The following is a 24,364-nucleotide window of genomic DNA, read 5'->3' on the forward strand; positions in this document are numbered from 1 at the left end:
GAAGCACGCGAGTGTAGCAGCCAGCGCACGCAGTGCGATTACTCGTCGAGCGTCGCGGCACGCAGGCGATCGGCGAGGAACTGGACCAGCGCGCCAACCCGGGGCGCGAGCGCGCCCTGTTTGTAGAACACCGCCCATACCGGTTGGCTCCATGGCAGCGTCGCCTGCTCGAGGATCGGCACCAGTCGTCTCGCCGCCACGTCTTCGCGCGCGAGGAAGTCGGCCAGGCACGCGATGCCCGTGCCCGCGAGCGCGAGATGCCTGATCGTTTCCCCGCTCGATGCGGCAACCGCCGGTTGCACCGGCCAGCCCTGTGCACCGTCTGCGGCCAGGGGCCATAGGTTGAGCGATGCAGGCTCGGTGAACCCCAGCAGCCGGTGTTGGGCAAGGTCCTGGACCTTGGACGGTTCGCCATGGCGGCGCAGGTAGTCCGGCGCGGCCAGCAGGCGGATCCGGCTGGAACCAAGCCGGCGTGCGTTGAGCGTCGAGTCTGCAAGCGGGCCCATCCGGATCGCGACGTCGGCGCGCTCCTCGATCAGGTCGACCACCGTTTCCGCGCCGACCAGCTCCAGCCGCACCAGTGGAAATGCTTCCAGGAAGGCGGGCACCAGCGGCGCCAGCATGTGGTTCAGCACGGGCGTCGCCGCGTTGACGCGCACCAGGCCGGCAGGCTGGGACAGGCGCGCTGCCATCAGGTCCTCAGTCTCCTGCAACTCGGCAAGCAGGCGGCGGGCACGTCCCAGGAACCAGTCGCCCTCCTCCGTCAGGTCGAGCCTGCGCGTGGTGCGGACCAGCAGCGTGACGCCCAGCTGCGCTTCGAGGCGGGACACGGTTCGGCTGACCGCGGAAGTCGTTTGTCCCAGCCTCTCCGCCGCCGCGGAGAACGACCCGCTGTCGATCACCGCCACGAACACGTTCAGCGCCTCGATGCTCAGCATTGTTGCCTCCAGATCAAAAATGTATTGTAGAGACATGCGTTTATCTTTGCGCGCACAGCGCCCAGACTGCACGGCATTGTTCACCTGTCGGAGTAAAACATGCCTCTCGCACTCTGGGCACTGGCGCTGAGCGCCTTTGCCATCGGCACCACGGAATTCGTCATCGTCGGCCTGATTCCCACTATTGCAGCAAGCCTGGGCGTGTCGGTACCGTCCGCCGGCTTGCTGGTGACCGTCTATGCGCTGGGCGTTGCCGTCGGCGCGCCAGTATTGACCGCGCTCACCGGCCACATTCCGCGCAAGCGCTTGCTGGTTGGCCTGATGGTGCTGTTCACCATCGGGAACCTGGCGGCCTGGCTGGCGCCGGGTTACGCATCGCTGATGGCGGCGCGGGTCCTGACCGGCCTCGCCCACGGCGTGTTCTTCTCGATCGGTTCGACCATCGCCACCAGCCTGGTGCCGAAGGAGAAGGCTGCCAGCGCCATCGCGCTGATGTTCTCCGGCCTGACCGTGGCACTGGTGACGGGTGTCCCGCTCGGCACCTTTATCGGCCAGACCTTTGGTTGGCAGGCCACCTTCCTCGCCGTGTCGCTGCTGGGAGCTGTCGCCGCCGCAGGCAGCAGCGCGCTGGTGCCGAACGATATCCGGGGCAGCGTGCCGGCGCCGGTCCGCACCCAGCTCGCGGTCCTGAAGAGGCCGCGCCTGCTGCTGGTGTACGCAATCACCGCGCTCGGATATGGCGGCTCGTTCATCGCTTTTACCTACCTCGCGCCCATCCTGCAGGAAATCGCCGGATTTTCCCCTTCCAGCGTGGGCCTGGTCATGCTCGTTTACGGCGTGTCCGTCGCTTTCGGCAACATCTGGGGCGGGCGCCTGGCTGACCGCCACGGGCCGGTGCGCGCCTTGCAGATCGTCTTTGCCGGACTGGCGCTGGTGTTGCTGGCACTCGCGTTCAGTGCGCCGCACAAATGGCTGGCACTGGCGACCGTACTGGCATGGGGCGCGGTGGCGTTCGGAAACGTGCCCGGCCTGCAGGCGTATGTGGTGCAACGCGCCATGCAGGATGCGCCGCACGCCGTGGACGTCGCGTCGGGCCTGAATATCGCGGCATTTAACGTCGGCATCGCGCTGGGCGCATGGGGCGGCGGGCTCGTCGTCGCTCATGTCGGACTGATGGCGACGCCATGGATCGGCGCCGCGGTGGTCGGCGCTGCATTCGCGCTCACGACCTGGTCCGGCCGGCTGGACCTGGCCGAGGGACAGCAGCCCCTGCTCGGCCGCGCCGGAGCGGGCGCGTCGCACTGACCCGGGCAGCCGGGCTGTGCGCGGGCCGCCGGCCGCCCCGTGGCATACTCGAAACGTCGCACGCCAGTGCTTTCGCACCGAGGAGCCAGCATGGCCAAAGCTTATGAAACGACACAGCCGGACCGCAGCGAGATCGACGCCATGCCAGGCATCGTCGCGGTCGACTTCGGCACCAACTGGTGCGGCTACTGCCGCTCGGCGGAGCCGGACATCGCCACCGCGCTGGCGGCGCATCCGGACATCCGGCATATCAAGGTGGAAGACGGGCCGGGACGCAAGCTGGGGCGCTCGTTCAAGGTCAAGCTGTGGCCGACGGTGGTATTCGTCAAAGGCGGAGTGGAGCTGTCGCGCGTGGTCCGCCCCGAGAGCGAGCAGGAAGTGAGCGAAGCGCTGGAGCAGGCCGCCAGGGCGTGAGCCCGGCTTTGTGCGCCGTCCCGCGCCGGAACGCTGCACACTGGCGCGTAACGACACACGCCTTGCGAGGAGGGAACGGATGGACTACCAGCACACCCGGGACGAGGTGGTGCGCGCGATGCGCATCGTCTCGCCGTATATCGACGGCATCGACGTCGCGGACGACGAACCGCTGCGCGACCAGCTCAAGCTGGACGAGGAAAACTGGCAGAACTTCAGCGCCAGCCTGCGCAACAACCTGCACGCCGACATCCCCGAAGAAGAATTCGCGCGGTTCACGACCCTGCGCGACATCGTCAACTACGTTACCTCGCACTAGCCACCAACGCCCGGGGCTGTCCCGCGGGGACAGCCTGCGTCACGTTTTTGGCGGAATCGGTCATAAAAGGTGCGATTCCGCCATCCCCGGACGGGCGGGAACGGTCCTGCGCATGGCGCGCAGGGACGGTTCCCGTGGGTTTTTTGCATTGCGCAATATGCTAGAATGTCGCCCACTCTTGTATACCCTCCGAAGGAAGTTGCGACATGGCTGGACACAGCAAATGGGCCAATATCAAGCATAAGAAGGCCGCTACCGACGCCAAGCGCGGCAAGATCTGGACCCGCTTGATCAAGGAAATCACCGTGGCAGCCCGCATGGGCGGCGCCGACATGGCGTCCAACCCGCGCCTGCGCCTGGCAGTCGACAAGGCGGCCGACGCGAATATGCCGAAGGATAACGTCACGCGCGCGATCCAGCGCGGTTCGGGCGGCCTGGAGGGTGTCAACTACGAGGAAGTACGCTACGAGGGCTACGGCATCGGCGGCGCAGCCATCATCGTCGACTGCATGACCGACAACCGCGTGCGCACGGTCGCCGAAGTGCGCCATGCATTCAACAAGTATGGCGGTAACATGGGCACCGAGGGTTCGGTCGCCTTCATGTTCAAGCATTGCGGCCAGTTCCTGTTCGCGCCGGGCACCGACGAGAACGCGCTGATGGAAGTGGCGCTGGAAGCGGGCGCCGAGGACGTGATCGCCGACGAGGAAGGCGGCTTCGAGGTGCTGTGCCACCCGAACGACTTCGCGCAGGTGAAGGACGCGCTCGAGAAGGCCGGCTTCAAGGCCGACGTGGCCGAGATCATCATGAAGCCCGCCACCGAGACGGTGTTCACCGGCGAGGACGGCATCAAGATGCAGAAGATCCTCGACGCCCTGGAAAACCTGGACGACGTGCAGGAAGTCTATACCAACGCTGTGATTGAAGATTAAACATGAAGATCCTGGTAGTCGGCTCCGGAGGCCGTGAACACGCACTCGCCTGGAAACTGGCGCAATCGCAGCGCATCCAGATGGTGTACGTAGCGCCCGGTAACGGCGGCACGGCGGGCGACGTCCGCCTGCAGAATATCGGGATCACCGATCCGGCCTTGCTGGCCGATTTTGCGCAGAACGAGGGCATCGGCCTGACCGTGGTCGGCCCGGAAGTGCCGCTGGCGGCCGGCATCGTCAACCTGTTCCGCGGCCGCGGCCTGAAGATCTTCGGCCCGACCAAGGAGGCCGCGCAGCTCGAGTCGTCCAAGGACTTCGCCAAGGCCTTCATGAAGCGCCACGGCATCCCGACCGCGCAATACGAGACGTTCTCGGACGCGCAAGCCGCGCACGCGTACATCAACCAGCACGGCGCGCCGATCGTGATCAAGGCCGACGGCCTGGCCGCCGGCAAAGGCGTGGTGGTGGCGATGTCGCTGGACGAAGCGCACCAGGCGGTCGACCACATGCTGTCCGATAACCGCTTCGGCGACGCCGGCGCGCGCATCGTGATCGAGGAATTCCTGGCCGGTGAAGAGGCCAGCTTCATCGTCATGTGCGACGGGAAGAACGTGCTGCCGCTGGCCACCAGCCAGGACCACAAGCGCCTGCTGGACCAGGACGCCGGCCCGAACACGGGCGGCATGGGGGCCTACTCCCCTGCCCCGATCGTGACCCCGGCGATGCATGCGCGCGTGATGCGCGAGATCATCAACCCGACCATCAACGGCATGGCCAGGGACGGCATTCCGTTCACCGGCTTCCTGTACGCCGGCCTGATGATCGACGCGGACGGCAACCCGAAGACGCTGGAATTCAACTGCCGCATGGGCGACCCGGAGACGCAGCCGATCATGGCGCGCCTGCGCAGCGACCTGGTGGCGGTGATGGAAGCGGCCGTCAACGGCGCGCTCGACACCGTGGAACTGGACTGGGACCGCCGCACCGCGGTGGGCGTGGTGCTGGCTGCGGCCGGCTACCCGGACAGCCCGAAGAAAGGCGACGTCATCGAAGGCATCCCGGCCGAGACGCCGGAATCGGTGACCTTCCATGCCGGCACCGCCATCGACGAGCAGGGCCGCCTGGTCACCGCCGGCGGCCGCGTGCTGTGCGTGGTCGGCCTGGGCGACTCGGTGCGCATGGCGCAGAAGACCGCGTATGACGTGGTCGACAAGATCAGGTTCGACGGCATGCAGTTCCGCCGCGATATCGGCTGGCGCGGAGTGAAGAACTGATGGCGGTCTCCCCGGACACCATCAAGGCCTGGCTGCTCGACCTGCAGGATCGCATCGTCAAGGGCCTGGAAGAGGTCGACGGCAAGGCCTTCCTGCGCGACGAGTGGACGCGCGACGCCAAGGACGGCGGCCTCGGTGGCGGCGGCATCTCGCGCCTGGTCGAGGAAGGCAATGTGATCGAGCGCGGCGGCGTGAACTTCTCGCACGTGACCGGCGCCAGCCTGCCGCCATCGGCAGCGGCTTCGCGTCCTGAACTGGCGGGCCGGGCGTGGGAGGCGATGGGCGTGTCGCTCGTGATCCACCCGCGCAATCCGTATGCGCCGACCGTGCACATGAACGTGCGCTACTTCGTCGCCACCGCCGAAGGCCAGGAGCCGGTGTGGTGGTTCGGCGGCGGCATGGACCTGACGCCCTACTACGGCTTCGAGGAAGATGCGGTGCACTTCCACCAGACCTGCTTCGACGCGCTCGAGCCGTTCGGCGCGGACCTGCACGAGCGCTTCAAGAAGTGGTGCGACGAGTACTTCTACATCAAGCACCGCAAGGAAGCGCGCGGCGTGGGCGGCATCTTCTTCGACGACTTCAATGCGCTGCCGCTGGAACAGAGCTTTGCGATGACCAAGAGCGTGGGCGACAGCTTCCTGCTGGCCTACCTGCCGGTGCTGAACAGGCGCAAGGACATCGCCTATGGCGAGCGCGAACGCGACTTCCAGCTGTACCGGCGCGGCCGCTATGTCGAATTCAACCTGGTGCTCGACCGCGGCACGCATTTCGGCCTGCAGTCGGGCGGCCGCACCGAAGCGATCCTGATGTCGATGCCGCCGCTGGTGAAGTGGCGCTACGACTGGCATCCCGAAGAAGGCACGCCGGAGGCGCGCCTGTACACCGACTTCCTGGTCCACCGGGACTGGCTGGCCGCGTGACACTGGGGCCCAAGGCGGTGGTGGCACTGCTGGGCGGCAGCTTCGACCCGGTGCACCACGGCCATGTGGCGCTGGCCTCGCTGTTCAACGAGCGCCTGCGCCCCGACCAGCTGCGCGTGATCCCGGCCGGGAACCCATGGCAGAAAGCAGCGCTGAAGGCCTCGGCCGAACACCGCGTCGCAATGCTGGAACTGGCGTTCGGCGCCGCGGGCATCGATATTTTCATCGACACGCAGGAGATCGGGCGCGGCCCGGCCACCTATGCAATCGACACGCTGCGCAACCTGCGCAAGGAACTCGGTCCGGACGCTTCCCTCGTCTTCCTGATGGGTGCGGACCAGCTGCAGCACCTGGACAGCTGGCGCGACTGGCTCCAGCTATTTGATCTAACGCACTTCGCGGTGGCCGCACGGCCCGGCTATGCGCTCGACCGGCTTCCGCCTGCAGTACAGGAACAGGTCACGGCGCGCCTCGGCACCGCGCAGGAATTGCGTGATTCCCCGTCCGGACGCATCCTCATTGCGCCGGACCTGGCGATCGACATCTCGGCTACGGAGGTGCGCGAGGCGCTCGCAGCGCAGGGGGCGCCGCGGCAACATGACGCAAACTCGCTTATCCCGGGCGTAGTGCTAGACTATATTCAACAACATCATCTCTATAAACAATAATGGATATCAAAAAACTGCAAACCCTGGTCGTCGACGCCCTTGAAGACGTGAAGGGCCAGGACATCCAGCTGTTCGACACGACCGGCCTGACCTCGCTGTTCGACCGCATCTGCGTGGTGGCAGGTACTTCCAATCGCCAGACCAAGGCGCTCGCCGCATCGGTGCGCGACAAGGTCAAGGCTGCCGGCGGCGACGTGGTCGGCATCGAAGGCGAAGACACCGGCGAATGGGTGCTGGTCGACCTGGGCGACATGATCGTCCACATCATGCAGCCTGCGATCCGCCAGTACTACCGCCTCGAAGAAATCTGGGGCGAAAAGCCGGTCAAGCTGGGCGCGGCCAAGCGCAAGTCCAGCGCGGAAGGCATGGAAGCGGCGGCTGCGCCGAAGACCCGTTCCAAACACCTGAAAAAGGACGAGGCAGAAGCCAAGCCGGTGGTCGAGAAGAAGCCGCGCGCGGCCGCCACCAAGACCGCAGCCACCAAGACCGCTGCCGCAAAGAAGCCTGCGGCGAAGAAGGCTGCCGCCAAGCCGGTCGGCAAGACCGTCAAGGTAGCGCCACCGAAGGCGGAAGTGGCATCGGCCAAGAAGGCCAAGGAAGCCAAGGTTGCCACCGCAGCCAAGCTGGAAGCGGCTGCCGCTCCTGCCAAGAAGGTCATCAAGCGCATCAAGAAGACCGAAGAGTAAATGCAGCTCATCATCGCCGCGGTCGGTCACAAGATGCCAGCATGGATCGAGACCGGCTTCGCGGAGTACACCAAGCGCATGCCGCCTGAGCTTCGCATCGTGCTCAAGGAAATCAAGCCGGTCGAGCGGTCCGGCAGCAAGACGGCCGCCACCGCGATGGCGCTCGAACGCGAGCGCATCGAAGCGGTGCTGCCGAAAGGCGTGCGCATTATCGCGCTCGACGAGCGCGGCAAGGATCTCACCTCGGTCGGGCTGTCGCAGCAGCTGATGGCCTGGCAGCAGGACGGGCGCGATACCGCCTTCCTGATCGGCGGCGCCGACGGGCTGGATCCCGAGCTCAAGGCACGGGCCGAAGGCATGATCCGCATCTCCAGCATGACCCTCCCGCACGGCATGGTGCGTGTTATGCTGGCGGAGCAGCTTTACCGCGCCTGGTCGATCACCCAGAACCATCCTTATCATCGCGTGTAGCCCGTGAAACCGCTCGACAGAAAAATCTACCTCGCTTCCAAAAGCCCGCGCCGGCGCGAGCTGCTGCGCCAGATCGGCGTCGACTTCGAACTACTGATGCTGCGCACGGAAGGCCCGCGCGGGCCGGACGTGAGCGAGGACGTGCGGCCCGGCGAAGACCCGCTGGAATACGTGGCGCGCGTGTCGAACGAGAAGGCGGCGTTCGCGTGGAAGATAGCGCAGCAGCGCCGCCTGACCCTGCGGCCGGTGCTCACGGCGGACACCACCGTCACGATCGACGGCGAGATCCTCGGCAAGCCGGCCAGCCAGGAAGAAGCCGAAGCGATGCTTGGGCGCCTGTCGGGCCGCACGCACCAGGTGCTGACCTCGGTCGCAGTGCACTTCCACGATGTCGCCGAACAGATCACGCAGGTGTCGCAGGTCCGCTTCGCCAGGCTGTCGCCGGAAGCCATCCGCACCTACTGCATGACGCCCGAGCCGTACGACAAGGCGGGCGGCTACGGCATCCAGGGCCTGGCCGCAGTGTTCGTCGAGCATATCGACGGCAGCCACTCGGGCATCATGGGCCTGCCGCTGTTCGAGACCGCGCAGCTGCTGCGCCGCGCGGCGCCGGCCTGCATCACCACCTGATACATGAACGAAGACATCCTCGTTAACATCACGCCGCAGGAGACGCGCGTCGCGCTCATCCTGCAGGGCGCCGTGCAGGAACTGCACATCGAACGCACGCTCACGCGCGGACTGGCCGGCAACGTCTATTCCGGCAAGGTGGTGCGCGTCCTGCCGGGCATGCAGTCGGCCTTCATCGACATCGGCCTGGAGCGCGCGGCGTTCCTGCACGTGGCCGACATCTGGGAGGCGCGCGGCCCCGATGGCCAGAATCCGCAGCCCACGCCCATCGAAAAGATCCTGTTCGACGGCCAGGTGCTGACCGTGCAGGTCATCAAGGATCCGATCGGCACCAAGGGCGCGCGCCTGTCCACGCAGATCTCGATCGCCGGCCGCATGCTGGTCTATCTGCCGCAGGACAGGCACATCGGCATCTCGCAGAAGATCGAGAAGGAGACCGACCGCGAACTGCTGCGCGCGCGCGTGCAGGGACTGCTGCCGCCCGAGGAGAAAGGCGGCTACATCGTGCGCACGATGGCCGAGGATGCGTCGGAAGCCGACCTCGCGGCCGACGTCGAATACCTGCGCAAGACCTGGAAGGCCATTTGCGAAGGCGCGCGCACGCGTCCGCCCACCAGCCTGCTGTATCAGGACCTGAACCTGGCGCAGCGCGTGCTGCGCGACTTCGTGCACGACGAGACTGCATCGATCCAGGTCGACTCGCGCGAGAACTACCTGAAGCTGGTCGAGTTCGGCCAGGTCTATACGCCGGGCGTGCTGCCGCGGCTGCAGCACTACACCGGCGAGCGTCCGCTGTTCGACCTGTACGGCGTGGAGGAGGAAATCCTGCGCGCGCTCGGGCGGCGCGTGGACCTCAAGTCCGGCGGCTACCTGATCGTCGACCAGACCGAGGCCATGACCACGATCGACGTAAACACGGGCGGCTTCGTGGGCGGACGCAATTTCGCGGACACGATCTTCAAGACCAACCTGGAAGCGGCGCATGCGATCGCGCGCCAGCTACGGCTGCGCAACCTGGGCGGCATCATCATCCTCGACTTCATCGACATGGAGAACAACGAGCACCGCAACGCCGTGCTCGCGGAACTGAAGAAGGCGCTGGCGCGCGACCGCACCAAGGTGTCGGTGAGCGGCTTCTCGGCGCTGGGCCTGGTGGAGATGACGCGCAAGCGCACGCGCGAATCGCTGTCGCACATCCTGTGCGAGCCCTGCCCCGCGTGCAGCGGGAAGGGCCAGGTCAAGACCTCGCGCACCATCTGCTACGAGATCCTGCGCGAGCTGCTGCGCGAAGCCAAGCAGTTCAACCCGCGCGAATTCCGCATCCTCGCTTCGCAGGAAGTGGTGGACCTGTTCCTGGAAGAGGAATCGCAGCACCTGGCGATGCTGGGGGACTTCATCGGCAAGAAGATTTCGCTGCAGGTGGAGACCAGCTACCACCAGGAACAGTACGACGTCATCCTGATGTAAATACGGCGCTGGCTGGCATGGGCGGCCGGCGCCATGCCGGCTCAGATCACCCCAAAGATCAGCAGCAGGATCAGCGTCAGCACCAGCGACACCGCAATCGACCCCAGGCACCCCAGCTTGTTCGAAAAGAAGAGAAACACGGCATTCCTTGTGTTGTGTTCGGCCGCCCGATTCTATCCCAGTCCACGATGCCACCCGTTTCGTTGCGAGCGGATGGATTTGCCACAACCGTGAGAGAATTCGCGCCATGAATCTTTCCGACTATCAAGCCCTGTTCCGCGCCTCGCCCTACCCTTACCTGGTCATGGACACGGAGCTCAATATCATCGCCGCCAGCGGCGCCTACCTGCGCACGGTGAAACGCACGGAAGAGGAGATCATCGGCCGCTACGTGTTCGAAGCCTTCCCCGAAAATCCCGACGATCCCGGATCGACCAACATCGTCGAAGTGAAGGCATCGATCGCGCGCGCCCTGGCCAAAGGCGAGCCGGACACACCGCCGTTCCTTCGCTACGCGGTGCAGGCGCAGACGCCGCAGGGCCCGGTCTTCGAGGATCGCTACTGGAGCACCATGCACACGCCGGTCTTTGGCGAAGACGGCAAGCCCAGGTTTGTGCTCCAGAACGCGATCGACGTGACGGACCTGTACCGCTTCGACAGGGATTCGGAAGTGGCGCGACTGCAGCAGTCGCCGCCCAGCGGCGACCGGGCGGAAGACTTCAACCGCGCGCAAATGCACGAGGCGCTCTCGCGTATCCTGAACAACGAGCGCGAACACCTGCGCAGCCTGTTCAACCAGGCGCCCGGCTTTGTCGCAGTCCTGATGGGGCCCCGGCACGTGTTCGAGCTGGCCAACGAAGCGTACTACCAGCTTGTCGGCCACCGCGAGATCATCGGAAAGGCGGTGTGGGAAGCCCTGCCCGAGGTGGCGGGCCAGGGCTTCGAAGCCTTCCTCGACAGCGTGTACACGACCGGCGTGCCATGGGCGACGCGCGGCATGCCGGTGGCGGTACAGCCGGTGCGCGATGGACCGATCGTCCAGCGCTATGTGGACCTGGTCTACCAGCCCTATCGCGACGCGCACGGCACCACGATCGGCGTTTTCGCGCAAGGCTATGACGTCACGGACGCCGTGGAAGCGCAGGCCGCCAGGCGCGAAAGCGACAGCCGGCTCAAGGACGGCCTGCAGGCTGCCAAGATGGTCGTGTGGGACTGGGACCTGGCGACCGGAAAGCTCGCCTACTCCGAGAACATCGCGCAGGTGCTGGGGTGCGAATTCGAGAACATGGCCAAGGTGGGCGAGTACATCCATCCGGAAGACCGCGAGAAAGTCCGGCTCGCCCTCGCGCGCGCGATGGCGGACACCGGCTCCTACCAGAAGATTGTCCGCTTCAACCGCCCCGACAACGGCCGCCAGGTGTGGCTCGATAACCGCGGCAAGGTACGCTACGACAAGGATGGCGCTGTCCTGGGCATGCGCGGCGTGACCGTGGATGTGACCGAACGCTACCAGGCCGAACTCGAGCTGCGCGAGGGGAACCGGCGCAAGGACGAATTCCTCGCGATGCTGGCGCATGAGCTGCGCAATCCGCTGGCCCCGATCAGCACCGCCGCCGACATGCTGCGCTTCGTCGCCAATAACGATGCGCGCGTCAACAAGGCCAGCGAAGTGATCAGCCGGCAGGTGCGCCACATGACCGCGCTGGTGGACGACCTGCTGGATGTCTCGCGCGTGACCAGGGGACTGGTCCAGCTGGACATCGAGAACGTCGATATTAAATCGGTCGTGTCGAGCGCGGTCGAGCAGGCGCGGCCACTGATCGAATCGCGCAGCCATTCGCTGGTGGTGAAAACCGATTCCTCGCAAGCGGTTGTCCAGGGCGACCGCACGCGCCTGGTGCAGGTGATTGCCAACCTGCTGAACAACGCGGCCAAGTACACGCCGCAGGGCGGCGAAATCACGCTGGGCGTGGCCAGCCGCGACGGCGAAGTGCACATCGATATCATCGACAACGGCATCGGCATCGACGGCAAGCTGCTTCCGCATGTCTTCGAACTGTTCACGCAGGCCGAACGGACGCCGGACCGGTCCCAGGGCGGGCTCGGCATCGGCCTGGCGCTGGTGAAGAACATGGTCACGCTGCACGGCGGCGGGGTCGCGGTGGCGAGCGACGGGCCGGGCAAGGGCAGCCGGTTCTCGATCACGCTGCCAATCGCCAAGCAGCCGGCATTGAATCCGTCGCCGGACCTGCCGGAAGGGGCAGCTGACATGCAGGCGGACCCGGTCCGCATCATGATCGTCGACGACAATGTCGACGCTGCGGAATCGCTGGCGGTATTCCTCGAAGTCCAGGGCTATCCGGTCAGCGTGCAGGCGCATCCGCACGATGCGCTCGCCGTCGCGCGCCAGGAACCGCCGGATGTGTTCATCCTCGATATCGGACTGCCGGAGATGGACGGATATGAACTCGCGCGCAGGCTGCGCGCCGACCCGCTGACATCGCATGCGCAGTTCATCGCACTGACGGGCTACGGACAGCCGCACGACAAGGTGCTGTCGCGCTCCGTCGGTTTCGAGCACCACTTCGTCAAGCCGATGGATACGGTACAGCTGCGCAACATCCTCGTCACCGCGCACGCGCGGCGCCGCAGCCGCTAGGCCGCGCGTTACCGGTTCGCGGAGGGGAAGAAGAGCTGCTGGCCCTGCGGCCTGAAGGCCGCGATCTTCCCCTGCCCTTCCGCCGACGTGATCCAGTCGATCAGCTTGCGCGCTCCGTCGGCATTCACGCCCTTGTGATTGCGGGGATTGACCGCGATGATCCCGTAAGGGTTATGCATGCGCGGATCGCCCTGCACCAGGATCGACAACCCGGTGCGGGCCTTGTAGCTGGCATAGGTGGCGCGGTCCGCCAGCGTATAGGCCTGCATCTCGGCGGCCATATTCAGCACTTCGCCCATCCCGAGTCCCGCCGAGACGTAGCGGGCGCCAGCCGGCATCACGCCGGCCGCTTTCCAGTAGCCCTTTTCCATGATGTCGGTGCCGGAGTTGTCGCCGCGCGAGACGAAGCGCGCGCCCGACGCGGCGATCTTGCGGAACGCCGCCAGCACGTCCTTGCTGCCGGAGATGCGCGCGGGATCGCCGGACGGTCCCGCCACCACGAAGTCGTTGTACATCACATCGCGCCGGTTCACGCCATGGCCGTCGGCCACGAACTTGTCCTCGGCTGCGCGCGCGTGGACCAGCGTGACGTCGACATCGCCGTTCTTCGCCAGTTCCAGCGCCTTGCCGCTGCCCACGGCGATCACGTGCACCCGGATGCCGTACCTGGCCTCGAAAGCCGGCAGGACCGCCGCGAGCAAACCCGAGTTCTCGGTGCTGGTGGTGGTCGACAGGCGCAGGATAGTCCCCTGCGCGTGAGCGTGCAGGGAGACAGCCAGCAGGCCGGCGGACAATATGCGCAGGATCATGCTTCCTCCTGTTGCCTGAGCTCGAGCCGGCCTTCGCGCAGCTTCATGCGGCGCACGCCGGGCGTACCGATCAGGTCACGGTCGTGGCAGGCCATGACCACCGTCCTTCCCTCGGCGACCAGCGTCGGGATCAGCGCGATCACCTGCTCGCGGGCGGCGCCATCGAGGTTGGCGGTCGGCTCGTCGAGCAGCAGCAGGCCGGGCGACAGCACCCTGGCGCGGGCCAGCGCCACCCTCTGCTTCTCGCCGCCGGACAGCCGGGCAGGATCGGTGCCCTGCAGATGCGTAATGCCGGCCCACTCCATGGCCGCCGCCACCAGCGCATCGACCTGCGCGCGCGGCAGGCCGCGCGCGTGCAGGCCGTACGCGACATTGTGCGCCACGCTGGTCGAGAACATCACCGGGTCCTGATGCACGTAGACCACCTGCTCGCGCAGCGCGCGCGGATAGGGATGCAGCGGCATCGCCTTTCCGCGCAGTGTGACGGTCGCACGCACATCGGGGTCGGCACGCTCAAGCCCGGCGATGATCCGCATCAGGGTGCTCTTGCCCGCGCCGTTGACGCCGGTCAGCACATACGCAGCCGCTTCGTCGAGCGAAAAGCCGTGCAGGTCGAACAGCGTGCGCGCACCGTGCGTCTTGCGCAGGTGGTCGATGGTGAGCAGCGCGCTCATATGCGGCCCCGCGCGGCGTGGGCATCGCCTTGCAGCAGCATCAGCGCGCCATTCATCAACAGCGCGAACACGATCAGCACCATGCCCAGTGCGATCCCCTGCGCGAACTCGCCCTTGCTCGTTTCCAGCGCGATGGCGGTGGTCATGGTGCGGGTCTCTCCGGCGATATTCCCGCCCACCATGAGCGCGCAACCCACTTCCGAAATGACGCGACCGAAGCCGGTGATGACCGCCGCCATGACGCCGAAGCGAACCTCGTACAGCAGCGTGGCCATCACGCGCCAGCGCGATGCGCCATGTGCGATCGCGGTTTCGGCATAGCGCGGGTCGGCCGACTGCACGGCGGCCAGCGTGAACGCCACCAGCACCGGCAGCGCGATCAGGAACTGGCCGGCGATGATGCCGCGCTGCGTGAACAGCCAGCCCAGGCCGCCCAGCGGGCCGTGGCGTGTCAGCATCAGGTAAAGGAGCAGGCCGATCAGGACGGTCGGGATGGCAAGCGTGGCTTGCGCCAGCCAGATGACGAGACGGCGGCCGCGGAAGCGGTACACCGCGATTGCATACCCCGCGAGGACCGAGATCGGGGCGGCCAGCGCCAGCGCCGCCAGTGTCGTGCCCAGCGACACCCACACGATGCGCCAGAGCGCGGCGTCTCCGGAGAGCAGCAGCGAGAACGCCGATGCGATCGCGTCGGTCAGTCCCATTCTTGCGGTGCGTCGAACACCAGTCGCTCGCGGCCTGCGAGCAGCAGGAAGTGCTTGCCGGAGCAGCGCGCGAGCAGCGACATGCCTACCCGCTCGGCGACCATGTGTCCCATCTGCGTGGTGCCGGAACGCGAGAGCAGGAACGGAATGCCCATCTGCGCGCCCTTGATCACCATCTCGGAAGTCAGGCGCCCGGTGGTGTAGAAGACCTTGTCGGCGCCTTCCAGCCCGTCCAGCCACATGCGGCCGGCGATCGCGTCCACGGCGTTGTGGCGGCCGACGTCTTCGATAAAGTAAATCAGCTCGCCGCTGCCGGAGAACAGCGCGCAGCCGTGCACGGAGCCCGCCTGCTTGTAGATGGACTGCTGGGTGCGGATGGTATCGACGATGCGGTACACCACGGTCTGCTGCAGGCGCGCGTCCGGCGGCAGCGCGATGCTGTCCACCTCGTCCATCAGGCCGCCAAATACCGAACCCTGGCCGCAGCCGGTCGTCACAACCTTTTTCGAGGTGCGCTCCTCGACATCGGCGATGCCGTTCCGGGTGGTGACCGCCACCGCGTCCACCTCCCAGTCCACCTGCACCGACACGATCTCGTCCAGCGTGGCGACCAGCCGCTGGTTGCGCAGGTAGCCGAGCGTGAGCGCCTCCGGCGCGGCTCCAAGGGTCATCAGCGTGACCAGTTCGCGCTTGTCGACATACATCGTGAGGGGGCGCTCGGCGGGAATGTGCAGCGCCTTGACGCGGCCGCGCTCGTCCACCGCCTGCACCTCATGGGTCAGGCTGGCCTGCGCATTCGATAACTGCGGGCGGTACTTGAGCGGGTCGCGTGCGGTCATGTGGACAATTCTGCCATGCCTGCAAGAATCTGGCCGCCACCGAACGAGCCCTGCTGGCCGACCTCTCCGCCCAGCGACGCGCGGATCGCGCAGTACTTGAATTCGGGGATCTTGGCGAACGGGTCCAGCGCCGGATTGGTCAGCTTGTTGGCGGCCGCCTCGTAGTAGCAGAAGGCGACGAAGATCGCGCCGCGCGGGGAACTGTCGTCCGCGCGAGCGTACAGCGACACGCGGCCGCGGCGCGATTCGATCGTCACCACGTCGCCCGGCTTGCCGCCCATCGCCGCCAGGTCCAGCGGGTGCACCAGCGCGACCGGATCGGGCTCGATCGCATCGAGCACCGCCGTGCGGCGCGTCATGCTGCCGGTGTGCCAGTGTTCGAGTTGGCGGCCCGTGATCAGCACCATTGGATACTCCGCGTCCGGGCGCTCGTTGGCCGGAATGATATCGGCGGGGACGAATTGCGCCCTGCCCGTCTCGCGCGGGAAGTCCTCGGTAAACACCACGCGCTGGCCCGGATCGCCCTCGTGCGTGCAAGGATAGGTGACGGCGTGCTCACGCTCGAGGCGCTCCCAGGTCATGCCGCCGATGCTCGGCATGGTGTGGCGCATTTCGTCGAAGACCTCGGAGACATCGGCGTAGCGCCAGTCGAGGCCGAGCCGCGATGCCATCTGCTGGATGATCCACAGGTCCTGGCGCGCGTCGCCCGGCGGATCCAAGGCCTGGCGGCCCATCTGCACCGTGCGGTCGGTATTGGTGAAGGTCCCCGTCTTTTCGGGGAAAGCGCTGGCGGGCAGGATCACGTCGGCCAGGTAGGCGGTCTCGGTGAGGAAGATGTCCTGCACCACCAGCATGTCCAGCGCGGCCAGCGCGTCGCGCGCGTGGTTCGCGTCCGGATCGGACATCGCCGGGTTCTCGCCCATGATGTACATGCCGCGCACCTTGCGCGCGATCGCCGCGTCCATCACCTCCACCACGGTCAGGCCGGGCTGCTCGTCGAGCGACTCCGGCGGCACGTTCCAGGCCCGCGCAAAGCGTGCGCGCGCCTCCGGGTTCGTCACACGCTGGTAGTCCGGGTACATCATCGGGATCAGGCCCGCATCCGATGCCCCCTGCACGTTGTTCTGGCCGCGCAGCGGATGCAGGCCGGTGCCGGGCCGGCCGACCTGGCCGGTCATCAGCGCCAGCGCGATCAGGCAGCGGGCGTTGTCGGTGCCATGCACGTGCTGCGATATGCCCATGCCCCAGAAGATCATCGACGCCTTCGAGGTCGCGTACAGGCGGGCGACGTAGCGGATCGTCTCCGCATCGATACCGCAGATCGGGGCCATCAGCTCCGGCGCATAACCCGCCACGTTGCGCTCGAGTTCCTCGTAGCCGATCGTGCGGGTATCGATGAACGCCTGGTCGACCAGCCGCTCGGAGACGATCACGTGCATCATCGCGTTGAGCAGCGCGACGTCGGTGTCGGGCTTGAACTGCAGGTAGCGGTGCGCGTGGCGGGCCAGGTCGGGGCGGCGCGGATCGCACACGATCAGCTTCGTGCCCGCCCTGGCGGCGTTCTTCATCCACGTCGCCGCGACAGGATGGTTGACCGCCGGGTTGGCGCCGATGATGAGGACCACCTCGGCATCGACCGCATCCATCACCGGGTTCGACACGGCGGCCGAGCCCAGGCCTTCCAGCAGCGCCGCGACGGACGATGCGTGGCACAGGCGCGTGCAATGGTCCACGTTATTGCTGCCAAAGCCGGTTCGCACCAGCTTCTGGAACAGGTAGGCCTCCTCGTTGCTGCCTTTGGCCGAGCCGAAGCCGGCCAGCGACTTCGGCCCGTGGGTGTCGCGCAGGCGCGCCAGCGTCCCGCCGGCCAACTCGAGGGCCTCGTCCCAGCTGGCCTCGCGGAATACATCCATTACACGTTCCGGGTCCATCGTGAAGTCGCCACGCTTGGGCGGCGCGTCGGCGCGGCGGATCAGCGGGCGCGTGAGGCGATGCGGATGATGGGCATAGTCGAAGCCGTAGCGCCCCTTCACGCACAGCCGGCCCTGGTTGGCAGGACCGTCGCGGCCCTCGACCGACACGATGCGGTTGTCGCGCACGTTGTAGGTGAGCTGGCAGCCGACGCCGCAATACGGGCACACCGAATCGACCTTCCGGTCCGGCGCCTGCAGCGCTGCGCCGCGCGCATCGGAGAGCGCACCGGTCGGGCAGGCCTGCACGCACTCGCCGCAGGCGACGCAGGTGGACGCGCCCATCGGGTCGTCCATGTCGAACACGATCTTCGCCCCGTCGCCGCGGTAGGCGAATCCGATCACATCGTTCACCTGCACATCGCGGCAGGCGCGCACGCAGCGGGTGCACTGGATGCAGGCGTCGAGGTTCACGGCGATGGCCGCGTGGCTCAGGTCCCGCACGGGCTGCGCGCGGGCGCCGAAGCGCGGCTTGCCCATGCCCAGTTTGGCCGACCACTGCGCCAGCTCGTTATCGCGCGTGTACTGCGCGTCCGGCATATCGGACTGCAGCAGCTCGAGCACCATCGACTGCGCCGCGAGCGCGCGCGGGCTGTCCGAGCGCACCTTCATCCCCTCCTGCGGGAAGCGGCAGCAGGATGGCGCCAGCACGCGTTCGCCGTCCACCTCCACCATGCACGCGCGGCAGTTCCCTACCGGCTCCATGCCCGGTGTGTAGCACAGATGCGGTATCTCCACGCCCGCCCGGTGCGCCGCCTCGATCAGCGTTTCGCCAGGCAGGCCAACGACATCGCGGCCGTTCAGATTGAAAGTGATCGTGCTCATGCCAGTTCGTGAGGGAAGTAACGGATCACGCAGTCGACCGGATTCGGCGCAGCCTGGCCCAGGCCGCAGATGGACGCATCGCGCATCACCTGCGACAGGTCGGCGAGCAGCGGCCTGTCCCATACAGGCTGGTCGAGCAGGCCGACCGCCTTTGCCGTGCCCACGCGGCAGGGCGTGCACTGGCCGCAGGACTCGTGGCGGAAGAACCGCATCATATTGCGAGCCGCGTCCGTCGCCGTGTCGTGGTCGGACAGCACGATGACGGCCGCGGAACCGATGAAGCAGCCGTAGGGCTGCAGCGTATCGAAATCGAGCGGGATATCGCCCATCGACGCGGGCAGGATACCGCCCGAAGCGCCGCCGGGCAGATAGGCGTAGAAGGCATGGCCGTCCTGCATGCCGCCGCAGTAGTCGTCGATCAGCTGCCTTGCCGTGATGCCGGCAGGCGCCAGCTTGACGCCGGGCTCCTTCACGCGGCCGGACACCGAGAACGACCGCAGGCCGTGGCGGCCGTTCATTCCGTGCGCGCTGAAGCTGTCCGGGCCCTGCCCGACGATGTCGCGCACCCAGTGCAGCGTCTCGAAGTTATGCACCAGCGTCGGCCGGCCGAACAGGCCCACCTGCGCCACGTAGGGCGGACGCAGGCGCGGCATCCCGCGGCGGCCCTCGATCGACTCGATCATCGCCGACTCCTCGCCGCAGATATACGCTCCTGCTCCGCGGCGCAGGTGGATAGCAGGCATCCCGGGCGCCGGAGGATGCGCAGCGAGTGCGCGCAGCTCGCGTTCGAGGATTGCGCGACAGCCGTGGTACTCGTCGCGCAGGTAGATATAGATGGCGTCGATGCCGACCGCCCATGCGGCGATCAGCGCGCCTTCCAGGAACCGGTGCGGATCGCGCTCGAGATAGAAGCGGTCCTTGAACGTGCCCGGCTCGCCCTCATCGATATTCACCGCCATCAGGCGCGGGCCAGGCTCCGCGCGCACGATGCGCCACTTGCGCCCGGCCGGGAAGCCTGCCCCGCCGAGGCCGCGCAGGCCGCTGTGCTCCATCGCCGCGATCACATCGTCGGCGCCGCGGGCGCCCTGCACGCATTCGCGCAGCAGCGCATAACCGCCCCGCCGCGCGTACTCGTCCAGGCCGATATAGGGTTCCGGCTCGTGCACGACCTCGCCTGCAGTCGCCCTGGCGAGCACCTGCTCAGCATCCGCATGCGGGACGGGACGCTGGCCGACCACCGCGACGGGCGCCTGCTCGCAGCGGCCCACGCACGGGACCGGCTGCACGCGCACCTGCGCGCCCAGCAGTGCCGGCAGGCGCTCGGCCAGGTCGCGCGCCCCGGCCATCTCGCAGGACAGGCTCTCGCACACCCGCACCGTGAGCGGCGCCGGCGCCTGTTCGCCTTCGCGGACCACATCGAAATGGTGATAGAAGCTGGCCACCTCGAACACCTCGGCCTGCGGCAGCCGCATCTCCTGGGCCAGCGCCGCCAGGTGATCCGTGCGCAGGCACCCGTACGCATCCTGCAGCCTGTGCAGATGCTCGATCAGCAGTTCGCGCGAGCGCGGCGCATCGCCCAGCAGCATCCTCACCTGCTCGAGCGCCTCCGGCAGCACCTGCCGGCCGCGTGGCGCCTCGCGTTTGCGCTGGCGGGAGGGTCCCTGTACGGCGATCGGAATCACAAAGCTCATTTGCATCCTCATTCGAAGCTCACAGTATATGCCGTCTGCGGCGCGCCACACCCCCTTTGATCCAACTCAAACGCGGGGTCAGGCCTCGTTTCCCCCGGGTGCCTGACCCCGGCCCCTGATGAGCTGTGCCTGACCCCGGGTGCACCGTGCGCTACCGCGGGCGAACGCGGGCTGTCCGGTAGCGCGGTGCAGTACCTTCGCGGGGCGATTTCGAGCATGCAAGCTGCGCTGCATCAAACGCGGGGTCAGGCACCGCTCCCACAGTGGGTGCCTGACCCCGAGGGGGGTGGCGTGAGGCCTGACCCCGTGTGTGGCGCTTGACTTACTCGGCGAATTGGAGGCGGTAGAGGCGAGCGTAGGTGCCGCCGCGCGCCAGCAGTTCGTCGTGCGTGCCGGTCTCGATGACGCGGCCCTGGTCGACGACGACGATGCAGTCGGCCCGCTCGACAGTGGAGAGGCGGTGGGCGATGACGAGCGTGGTGCGGCCGGCCATGAGGCCGTCCAGCGCGGCCTGGACCGCGCGCTCGGATTCGTTGTCGAGCGCGGAGGTGGCCTCGTCCAGGATCAGGATCGGGGCGTCCTTGTAGATGGCGCGCGCGATCGCTACGCGCTGGCGCTGGCCGCCCGACAGGCGCATGCCGTTCTCGCCAATGTGGGTGGCGACGCCATCGGGCAGGTTGGCGACGACGTCCGACAGGTGGGCGGCCTCGATCGCGCCGCGCAGGCGCGCTTCGTCGATCCGCTCGGCGCCGTAGGCGATGTTGGCGGCCAGCGTGTCGTCGAACAGGACGACGTTCTGGCTGACCATCGCCAGCTGCCCGCGCAGGCTGCCCAGCTTGATGTCGTCGTACGGCACGCCATCGAGCAGCAGGCGGCCCGAGGTCGGGGAATAGAATCGCGTGACGAGGTTGACGAAGGTGGATTTGCCGCCGCCCGATGCGCCAACCAGGGCGACGGTCTTCCCGGCCGGGATGTCCAGCGTGACGTCCTGCAGCGCGAGCGGGTTGTCGTCGTTGTAGCGGAACGAGACGTTCTCCAGCCGCACGTTGCCCGCCGCGCGGCCAAGGTCGACGGTGCCGGTATCCGCTTCGGCGGGTGCGTCGACCATGTCGAACACGGTTTCGGCGGCGGCAAGGCCGCGCTGGATCGGGCCGTTCACTTCGACCAGCGCTTTCAGGGGCGCGAGCAGCATCAGCATCTGGGTGATGAAGTTGGTGAATTCGCCCACGGTCATGTTCGATTTGATGGCCAGGACGATGATCACCGATACCGCCATCGCCGTGGCGATCTGGGTGATCGGCACGGTGGCCGCGGCGGCGACCGTCATGCGCTGGGAGAACGCGCGCAGCGCGGTGCTGCGCTCCTCGAAGCGGCGCCGCTCGTAGTCGCGCCCGGAGAATACGCGGATGACCTGGTGGCCGCGCGCCGCTTCGTCTACGACCTGGGTCATCTCGGCGGTGACGCGCTGGGTGTCGCGGTTCAGGCGGCGCAGGCGCTTGGTGGTGGTGCGCACGATGACGGCGGTCAGCGGGACCACCACCAGCGCGATCAGGGTCAGCTTCCAGTTGATGAGCATGAGGCCAATCAGCAGGCCGATTACGACCAGCACGTCGCGCACGACGGCGAGGAAGACGGAGTTGATCATGTCGACCACCTGGCGCACGTCGCCGATGACGGTGTTGATGATCTTGCCGGCCGAGTCCTTGTAGAAGCGCGCGACCGGCAGCGACAGGACGCTCTCGAACGCCTTGCGCCGGATGTCGTTGAGCACGCGGCTCATGACCCAGTTGTTGAGGTAGGCGGTGGAGAAGGTACACAGGCCGCGCAGCAGGAAGATGCCGAGCAGGACGCCCGGCACCAGCCACAGGTTGAAGTCGGCCTGCCCCTTGAAGCCGTGGTCGAGCAGCAGCTGGAGCGCCCATCCGAGCATCGGCTGGGTGGCGGCGGTGCCGGCCATCGCGACCAGCGACAGCAGCGCGCGGCCGCGGTACGGGGCGACGAATCCAAGCAGCCGCTTGACGATGACACTAGATTTCATCGTGGTCTTTCGAGTTGAGGCTGAAGCCCATTAGCAGGAATATCATGAGTGAATAGAACAGGCTACCACCGACGGACCAGAAGATCACTTCGGTCAGGCCGAAACTGGCGTAGCTGGTGACGACGACAAGGCCCGCGAGCGCGAGCGCAAAACGCTGGCGGTTGCTGCGATACGAGGCGCGCAGCTGGCGCGCAAAGAAGACCAGCGGTGCGAGCAGGATCGTGAGCCAGACCAGCAGGCCGGTCACGCCGGTGGTGGCCATCACCTGCAGGGCGTCGTTCTGCAGGTGCGGCAGCGGGACGATGGCCGGGTCGACCCGCCCTTCCCCGGCCAGCGTGGCGATGCGCTCGCGCGTGGCGTCGACTTGACGGCCGAACCAGGGGCGTTCGCCGATCATGATGGTGGCGGCCTTCCACAGCTCCAGCCGGGTGCCGACCCGGGTGTTGATTTCGCCGCCGGCGCGGTATTCGCGCACGTCGAACAGGCCCTCTTCGATCCGCGCGCGCACGCCCGTCTCGGGCACCAGGTAGGCTCCGGCCAGCATCAGCACGGCCGCCGAGGTGAGCGCGATGACGAGGCGGTTGCGTACCAAAACGCTGTAGCGCAGGAAGACGCACACGGCCACGGCCAGCGCGACCCAGCCGCCGCGCGTCCCGGTCAGCAGCGAGCCGGCCACGCCGGCAACCGCGCCGATGACCAGCACGGCGGCGTGCCGCCTGCTGCGCAGCTCGGTCGCTGCGGCGATGGCGACCAGCGCCAGCGCCAGCGACAGGTCGCCGAAGGTGATGGGATTGAGCTGGCCGCCCGGACGGTCCATGCCCAGTTCGAGCCGCTGGTAGGCGACATAGGCGGCGCCCGCCACCGCACCGGCGGAGACGCCTGCCAGGAAGATGCGGTGGCTGGGCCGGACGGCCAGCACCACGAGCATCGCACTGAAGCAGGCGAACATGCGCAGCGGATTCTCGACGTCGGACAGCTCACGCCCGTCCAGCACGAACAGCGCAAGGTTGTAGAGGAACCAGGCGCCAAACGCGAGCACGACCCAGCGCACCTGCGGCCACGCCTGCACGAAGGCGTCGCGGGCGGGACGCCACCACGCCAGCGCGGCGAGCAGAAAGGGGAAGCTGGCAATGCTGACGCCACTCTTGAGGATCAGGCTGAGGAAGGGGAACAGGAAGACCAGGAATCCGGCGATAAGCTGTTTCGCGTCCGATTTTTGTATCGCTTTATTGTCCATTCATTCTTATGTGGGATATTCTTGCAGCCCTGAGCAATCGAACGCAATTGGAAGGCCATGCTGCAACCCTCGATCATTTCTCTCGTGGTGACGACTTACAACCGCCCGGACGCGCTGGCGGCCGTGATTGAGGCGTGCTTCGCCCAGGACGACCAGAACTTCGAAATCATTATCGCTGATGACGGCTCCACTGCCAACACGCGGGAAACCATCGACCGCCTGCGCGAACGCTCGCCGGTGCCCCTGCTGCATGTCTGGCAGCCGGACGAAGGCTTCCGCGCGGCGATGGCGCGCAACCGCGGCACGCTGGCCGCAAGCGGCCAGTACATCGTGTTCCTGGACGGCGACTGCATTCCGCAGCGCGACTTCGTCAGCCGCCACCGCGCGCTGGCCCGCCCGGGCTATCTGGTCTCCGGCAGCCGCGTGCTGCTGTCGCAGGAGTTCACGCAGCGCGTACTGGCCGAGCACATCGACATGCAGGGCCTGGGCGCCGCCGAGCTGCTGCGCCTGCGTTCGAAGGGCCATATCAACAAGGTGCTTCAGCTGCTCGCCAAGTGGCCGGACAAGGGCCGCGAGAGCCGCCGCTTTACCTGGCGCCGCATCAAGAGCTGCAACCTGGCGGTATGGCGCTCGGACCTGGACATGGTCAACGGCTTCGACGAGAGCTTCACCGGCTGGGGTCACGAAGACTCCGACCTGGTCGTACGGCTGTTCAACGCCGGCGTGATGCGCAAGGATGGCGCGTTCGCGACCGAGGTGTTCCACCTGTGGCACCGGGAAGCCAAGCGCGACCTGGAATCGAGCAACCGCAAGGTGGTGCTGGAGCGCGCCGAAAACGGCACCATCGTCGCCACCCAGGGGCTGGCGCAGCACTGACCTTCCCGTCGCGGG

General features: G+C 67.0%; 22 protein-coding genes. 13 read left to right on the plus strand and 9 right to left on the minus strand.

Translation table 11 applies throughout. From position 1 onward, the window contains the following. Positions 1-38: 38 nt before the first annotated feature. Complete coding sequence (locus ACFSQR_RS08955) at positions 39-974, minus strand: LysR substrate-binding domain-containing protein (RefSeq protein WP_377729380.1); 936 nt, start codon at positions 972-974, stop codon at positions 39-41. Positions 975-1,037: 63 nt separating this feature from the next. Between ACFSQR_RS08955 and ACFSQR_RS08960 the strand changes: the two genes are divergently transcribed. From ACFSQR_RS08960 to ACFSQR_RS09015, 12 genes are all read left to right on the plus strand, one after another. Next, entirely contained in the window at positions 1,038-2,243 is a 1,206-nt protein-coding gene (locus tag ACFSQR_RS08960; RefSeq protein ID WP_377729381.1) for an MFS transporter, read from the plus strand. 90 nt (positions 2,244-2,333) lie between these two features. Further along, entirely contained in the window at positions 2,334-2,657 is a 324-nt protein-coding gene (locus ACFSQR_RS08965; protein WP_377729382.1) for a thioredoxin family protein, read from the plus strand. Positions 2,658-2,736: 79 nt separating this feature from the next. After that, positions 2,737-2,976 (plus strand): hypothetical protein, encoded by a 240-nt coding sequence (locus ACFSQR_RS08970; RefSeq protein ID WP_377729383.1) that lies wholly within the window; start codon positions 2,737-2,739, stop codon positions 2,974-2,976. A gap of 206 nt (positions 2,977-3,182) precedes the next feature. After that, positions 3,183-3,908 (plus strand): YebC/PmpR family DNA-binding transcriptional regulator, encoded by a 726-nt coding sequence (locus ACFSQR_RS08975; protein ID WP_377729384.1) that lies wholly within the window; start codon positions 3,183-3,185, stop codon positions 3,906-3,908. Between the two features lie 2 nt (positions 3,909-3,910). After that, positions 3,911-5,182, plus strand: a complete 1,272-nt coding sequence (purD, locus tag ACFSQR_RS08980; protein ID WP_377729385.1) for a phosphoribosylamine--glycine ligase — start codon at positions 3,911-3,913, stop codon at positions 5,180-5,182. Further along, positions 5,182-6,105 (plus strand): oxygen-dependent coproporphyrinogen oxidase, encoded by a 924-nt coding sequence (hemF, locus tag ACFSQR_RS08985; protein WP_377729386.1) that lies wholly within the window; start codon positions 5,182-5,184, stop codon positions 6,103-6,105. Before purD ends, hemF begins: the two co-directional genes overlap by 1 nt. After that, positions 6,102-6,773, plus strand: coding sequence for a nicotinate-nucleotide adenylyltransferase (locus ACFSQR_RS08990; RefSeq protein ID WP_377729387.1), 672 nt, complete (start codon positions 6,102-6,104; stop codon positions 6,771-6,773). Before hemF ends, ACFSQR_RS08990 begins: the two co-directional genes overlap by 4 nt. Continuing rightward, complete coding sequence (rsfS, locus tag ACFSQR_RS08995; RefSeq protein ID WP_377729388.1) at positions 6,773-7,459, plus strand: ribosome silencing factor; 687 nt, start codon at positions 6,773-6,775, stop codon at positions 7,457-7,459. Before ACFSQR_RS08990 ends, rsfS begins: the two co-directional genes overlap by 1 nt. Next, positions 7,460-7,930 carry a 23S rRNA (pseudouridine(1915)-N(3))-methyltransferase RlmH gene (gene rlmH / locus ACFSQR_RS09000; RefSeq protein WP_377729389.1) on the plus strand — a complete coding sequence of 157 codons (471 nt, stop codon included), beginning with the start codon at positions 7,460-7,462 and terminating at the stop codon, positions 7,928-7,930. 3 nt (positions 7,931-7,933) lie between these two features. Next, positions 7,934-8,560 carry a Maf family protein gene (locus ACFSQR_RS09005; RefSeq protein WP_377729390.1) on the plus strand — a complete coding sequence of 209 codons (627 nt, stop codon included), beginning with the start codon at positions 7,934-7,936 and terminating at the stop codon, positions 8,558-8,560. A 3-nt stretch (positions 8,561-8,563) separates the two neighbouring features. Then, complete coding sequence (gene rng / locus ACFSQR_RS09010) at positions 8,564-10,027, plus strand: ribonuclease G (RefSeq protein ID WP_377729391.1); 1,464 nt, start codon at positions 8,564-8,566, stop codon at positions 10,025-10,027. 247 nt (positions 10,028-10,274) lie between these two features. Continuing rightward, on the plus strand, positions 10,275-12,686 hold the full coding sequence (locus tag ACFSQR_RS09015) for an ATP-binding protein (protein WP_377729392.1): 2,412 nt from the start codon (positions 10,275-10,277) through the stop codon (positions 12,684-12,686). Between the two features lie 8 nt (positions 12,687-12,694). Here the strand turns inward: ACFSQR_RS09015 and ACFSQR_RS09020 are convergent, their stop codons facing one another. From ACFSQR_RS09020 to ACFSQR_RS09055, 8 genes are all read right to left on the minus strand, one after another. After that, entirely contained in the window at positions 12,695-13,495 is an 801-nt protein-coding gene (locus ACFSQR_RS09020; protein ID WP_377729394.1) for a substrate-binding domain-containing protein, read from the minus strand. Beyond that, positions 13,492-14,169: an energy-coupling factor ABC transporter ATP-binding protein gene (locus ACFSQR_RS09025; protein WP_377729395.1), complete on the minus strand. Its 678-nt coding sequence runs from the start codon at positions 14,167-14,169 to the stop codon at positions 13,492-13,494. The genes ACFSQR_RS09020 and ACFSQR_RS09025 overlap by 4 nt, the downstream gene beginning before the upstream one ends. Beyond that, the gene (locus ACFSQR_RS09030) at positions 14,166-14,873 is read right to left on the minus strand and encodes an ABC transporter permease (protein ID WP_377729396.1); all 708 of its coding nucleotides are present in this window, start codon (positions 14,871-14,873) and stop codon (positions 14,166-14,168) included. Before ACFSQR_RS09030 ends, ACFSQR_RS09025 begins: the two co-directional genes overlap by 4 nt. After that, positions 14,864-15,712, minus strand: coding sequence for a formate dehydrogenase accessory sulfurtransferase FdhD (locus ACFSQR_RS09035; protein ID WP_377729397.1), 849 nt, complete (start codon positions 15,710-15,712; stop codon positions 14,864-14,866). The genes ACFSQR_RS09030 and ACFSQR_RS09035 overlap by 10 nt, the downstream gene beginning before the upstream one ends. Next, positions 15,709-18,507, minus strand: a complete 2,799-nt coding sequence (fdhF, locus tag ACFSQR_RS09040) for a formate dehydrogenase subunit alpha (protein ID WP_377729398.1) — start codon at positions 18,505-18,507, stop codon at positions 15,709-15,711. Before fdhF ends, ACFSQR_RS09035 begins: the two co-directional genes overlap by 4 nt. Continuing rightward, the gene (locus ACFSQR_RS09045) at positions 18,504-20,198 is read right to left on the minus strand and encodes an NADH-ubiquinone oxidoreductase-F iron-sulfur binding region domain-containing protein (protein WP_377729399.1); all 1,695 of its coding nucleotides are present in this window, start codon (positions 20,196-20,198) and stop codon (positions 18,504-18,506) included. Before ACFSQR_RS09045 ends, fdhF begins: the two co-directional genes overlap by 4 nt. Positions 20,199-20,520: 322 nt before the next feature. Continuing rightward, entirely contained in the window at positions 20,521-22,236 is a 1,716-nt protein-coding gene (gene msbA / locus ACFSQR_RS09050) for a lipid A export permease/ATP-binding protein MsbA (protein WP_377729400.1), read from the minus strand. After that, entirely contained in the window at positions 22,226-23,473 is a 1,248-nt protein-coding gene (locus tag ACFSQR_RS09055) for an O-antigen ligase family protein (protein WP_377729401.1), read from the minus strand. Before ACFSQR_RS09055 ends, msbA begins: the two co-directional genes overlap by 11 nt. A gap of 57 nt (positions 23,474-23,530) precedes the next feature. Here ACFSQR_RS09055 and ACFSQR_RS09060 point away from each other — a divergent pair, with 57 nt between their 5' ends. After that, on the plus strand, positions 23,531-24,349 hold the full coding sequence (locus tag ACFSQR_RS09060; RefSeq protein WP_377729403.1) for a glycosyltransferase family 2 protein: 819 nt from the start codon (positions 23,531-23,533) through the stop codon (positions 24,347-24,349). Positions 24,350-24,364 lie beyond the last annotated feature (15 nt).

The sequence above is a fragment of the Pseudoduganella sp. GCM10020061 genome (assembly GCF_042683405.1).
Lineage (GTDB): Bacteria > Pseudomonadota > Gammaproteobacteria > Burkholderiales > Burkholderiaceae_D > Telluria.

Bases quoted from the DNA above. Each gene is read 5' to 3' on its own strand.
- ACFSQR_RS08955 (WP_377729380.1), bottom strand. From the start codon at position 974: ATGTCTCTACAATACATTTTTGATCTGGAGGCAACAATGCTGAGCATC.
- ACFSQR_RS08960 (WP_377729381.1), top strand. From the start codon at position 1,038: ATGCCTCTCGCACTCTGGGCACTGGCGCTGAGCGCCTTTGCCATCGGC.
- ACFSQR_RS08965 (WP_377729382.1), top strand. From the start codon at position 2,334: ATGGCCAAAGCTTATGAAACGACACAGCCGGACCGCAGCGAGATCGAC.
- ACFSQR_RS08970 (WP_377729383.1), top strand. From the start codon at position 2,737: ATGGACTACCAGCACACCCGGGACGAGGTGGTGCGCGCGATGCGCATC.
- ACFSQR_RS08975 (WP_377729384.1), top strand. From the start codon at position 3,183: ATGGCTGGACACAGCAAATGGGCCAATATCAAGCATAAGAAGGCCGCT.
- purD (WP_377729385.1), top strand. From the start codon at position 3,911: ATGAAGATCCTGGTAGTCGGCTCCGGAGGCCGTGAACACGCACTCGCC.
- hemF (WP_377729386.1), top strand. From the start codon at position 5,182: ATGGCGGTCTCCCCGGACACCATCAAGGCCTGGCTGCTCGACCTGCAG.
- rsfS (WP_377729388.1), top strand. From the start codon at position 6,773: ATGGATATCAAAAAACTGCAAACCCTGGTCGTCGACGCCCTTGAAGAC.
- rlmH (WP_377729389.1), top strand. From the start codon at position 7,460: ATGCAGCTCATCATCGCCGCGGTCGGTCACAAGATGCCAGCATGGATC.
- rng (WP_377729391.1), top strand. From the start codon at position 8,564: ATGAACGAAGACATCCTCGTTAACATCACGCCGCAGGAGACGCGCGTC.
- ACFSQR_RS09015 (WP_377729392.1), top strand. From the start codon at position 10,275: ATGAATCTTTCCGACTATCAAGCCCTGTTCCGCGCCTCGCCCTACCCT.
- ACFSQR_RS09020 (WP_377729394.1), bottom strand. From the start codon at position 13,495: ATGATCCTGCGCATATTGTCCGCCGGCCTGCTGGCTGTCTCCCTGCAC.
- ACFSQR_RS09025 (WP_377729395.1), bottom strand. From the start codon at position 14,169: ATGAGCGCGCTGCTCACCATCGACCACCTGCGCAAGACGCACGGTGCG.
- ACFSQR_RS09030 (WP_377729396.1), bottom strand. From the start codon at position 14,873: ATGGGACTGACCGACGCGATCGCATCGGCGTTCTCGCTGCTGCTCTCC.
- ACFSQR_RS09035 (WP_377729397.1), bottom strand. From the start codon at position 15,712: ATGACCGCACGCGACCCGCTCAAGTACCGCCCGCAGTTATCGAATGCG.
- fdhF (WP_377729398.1), bottom strand. From the start codon at position 18,507: ATGAGCACGATCACTTTCAATCTGAACGGCCGCGATGTCGTTGGCCTG.
- ACFSQR_RS09045 (WP_377729399.1), bottom strand. From the start codon at position 20,198: ATGAGCTTTGTGATTCCGATCGCCGTACAGGGACCCTCCCGCCAGCGC.
- msbA (WP_377729400.1), bottom strand. From the start codon at position 22,236: ATGAAATCTAGTGTCATCGTCAAGCGGCTGCTTGGATTCGTCGCCCCG.
- ACFSQR_RS09055 (WP_377729401.1), bottom strand. From the start codon at position 23,473: ATGGACAATAAAGCGATACAAAAATCGGACGCGAAACAGCTTATCGCC.
- ACFSQR_RS09060 (WP_377729403.1), top strand. From the start codon at position 23,531: ATGCTGCAACCCTCGATCATTTCTCTCGTGGTGACGACTTACAACCGC.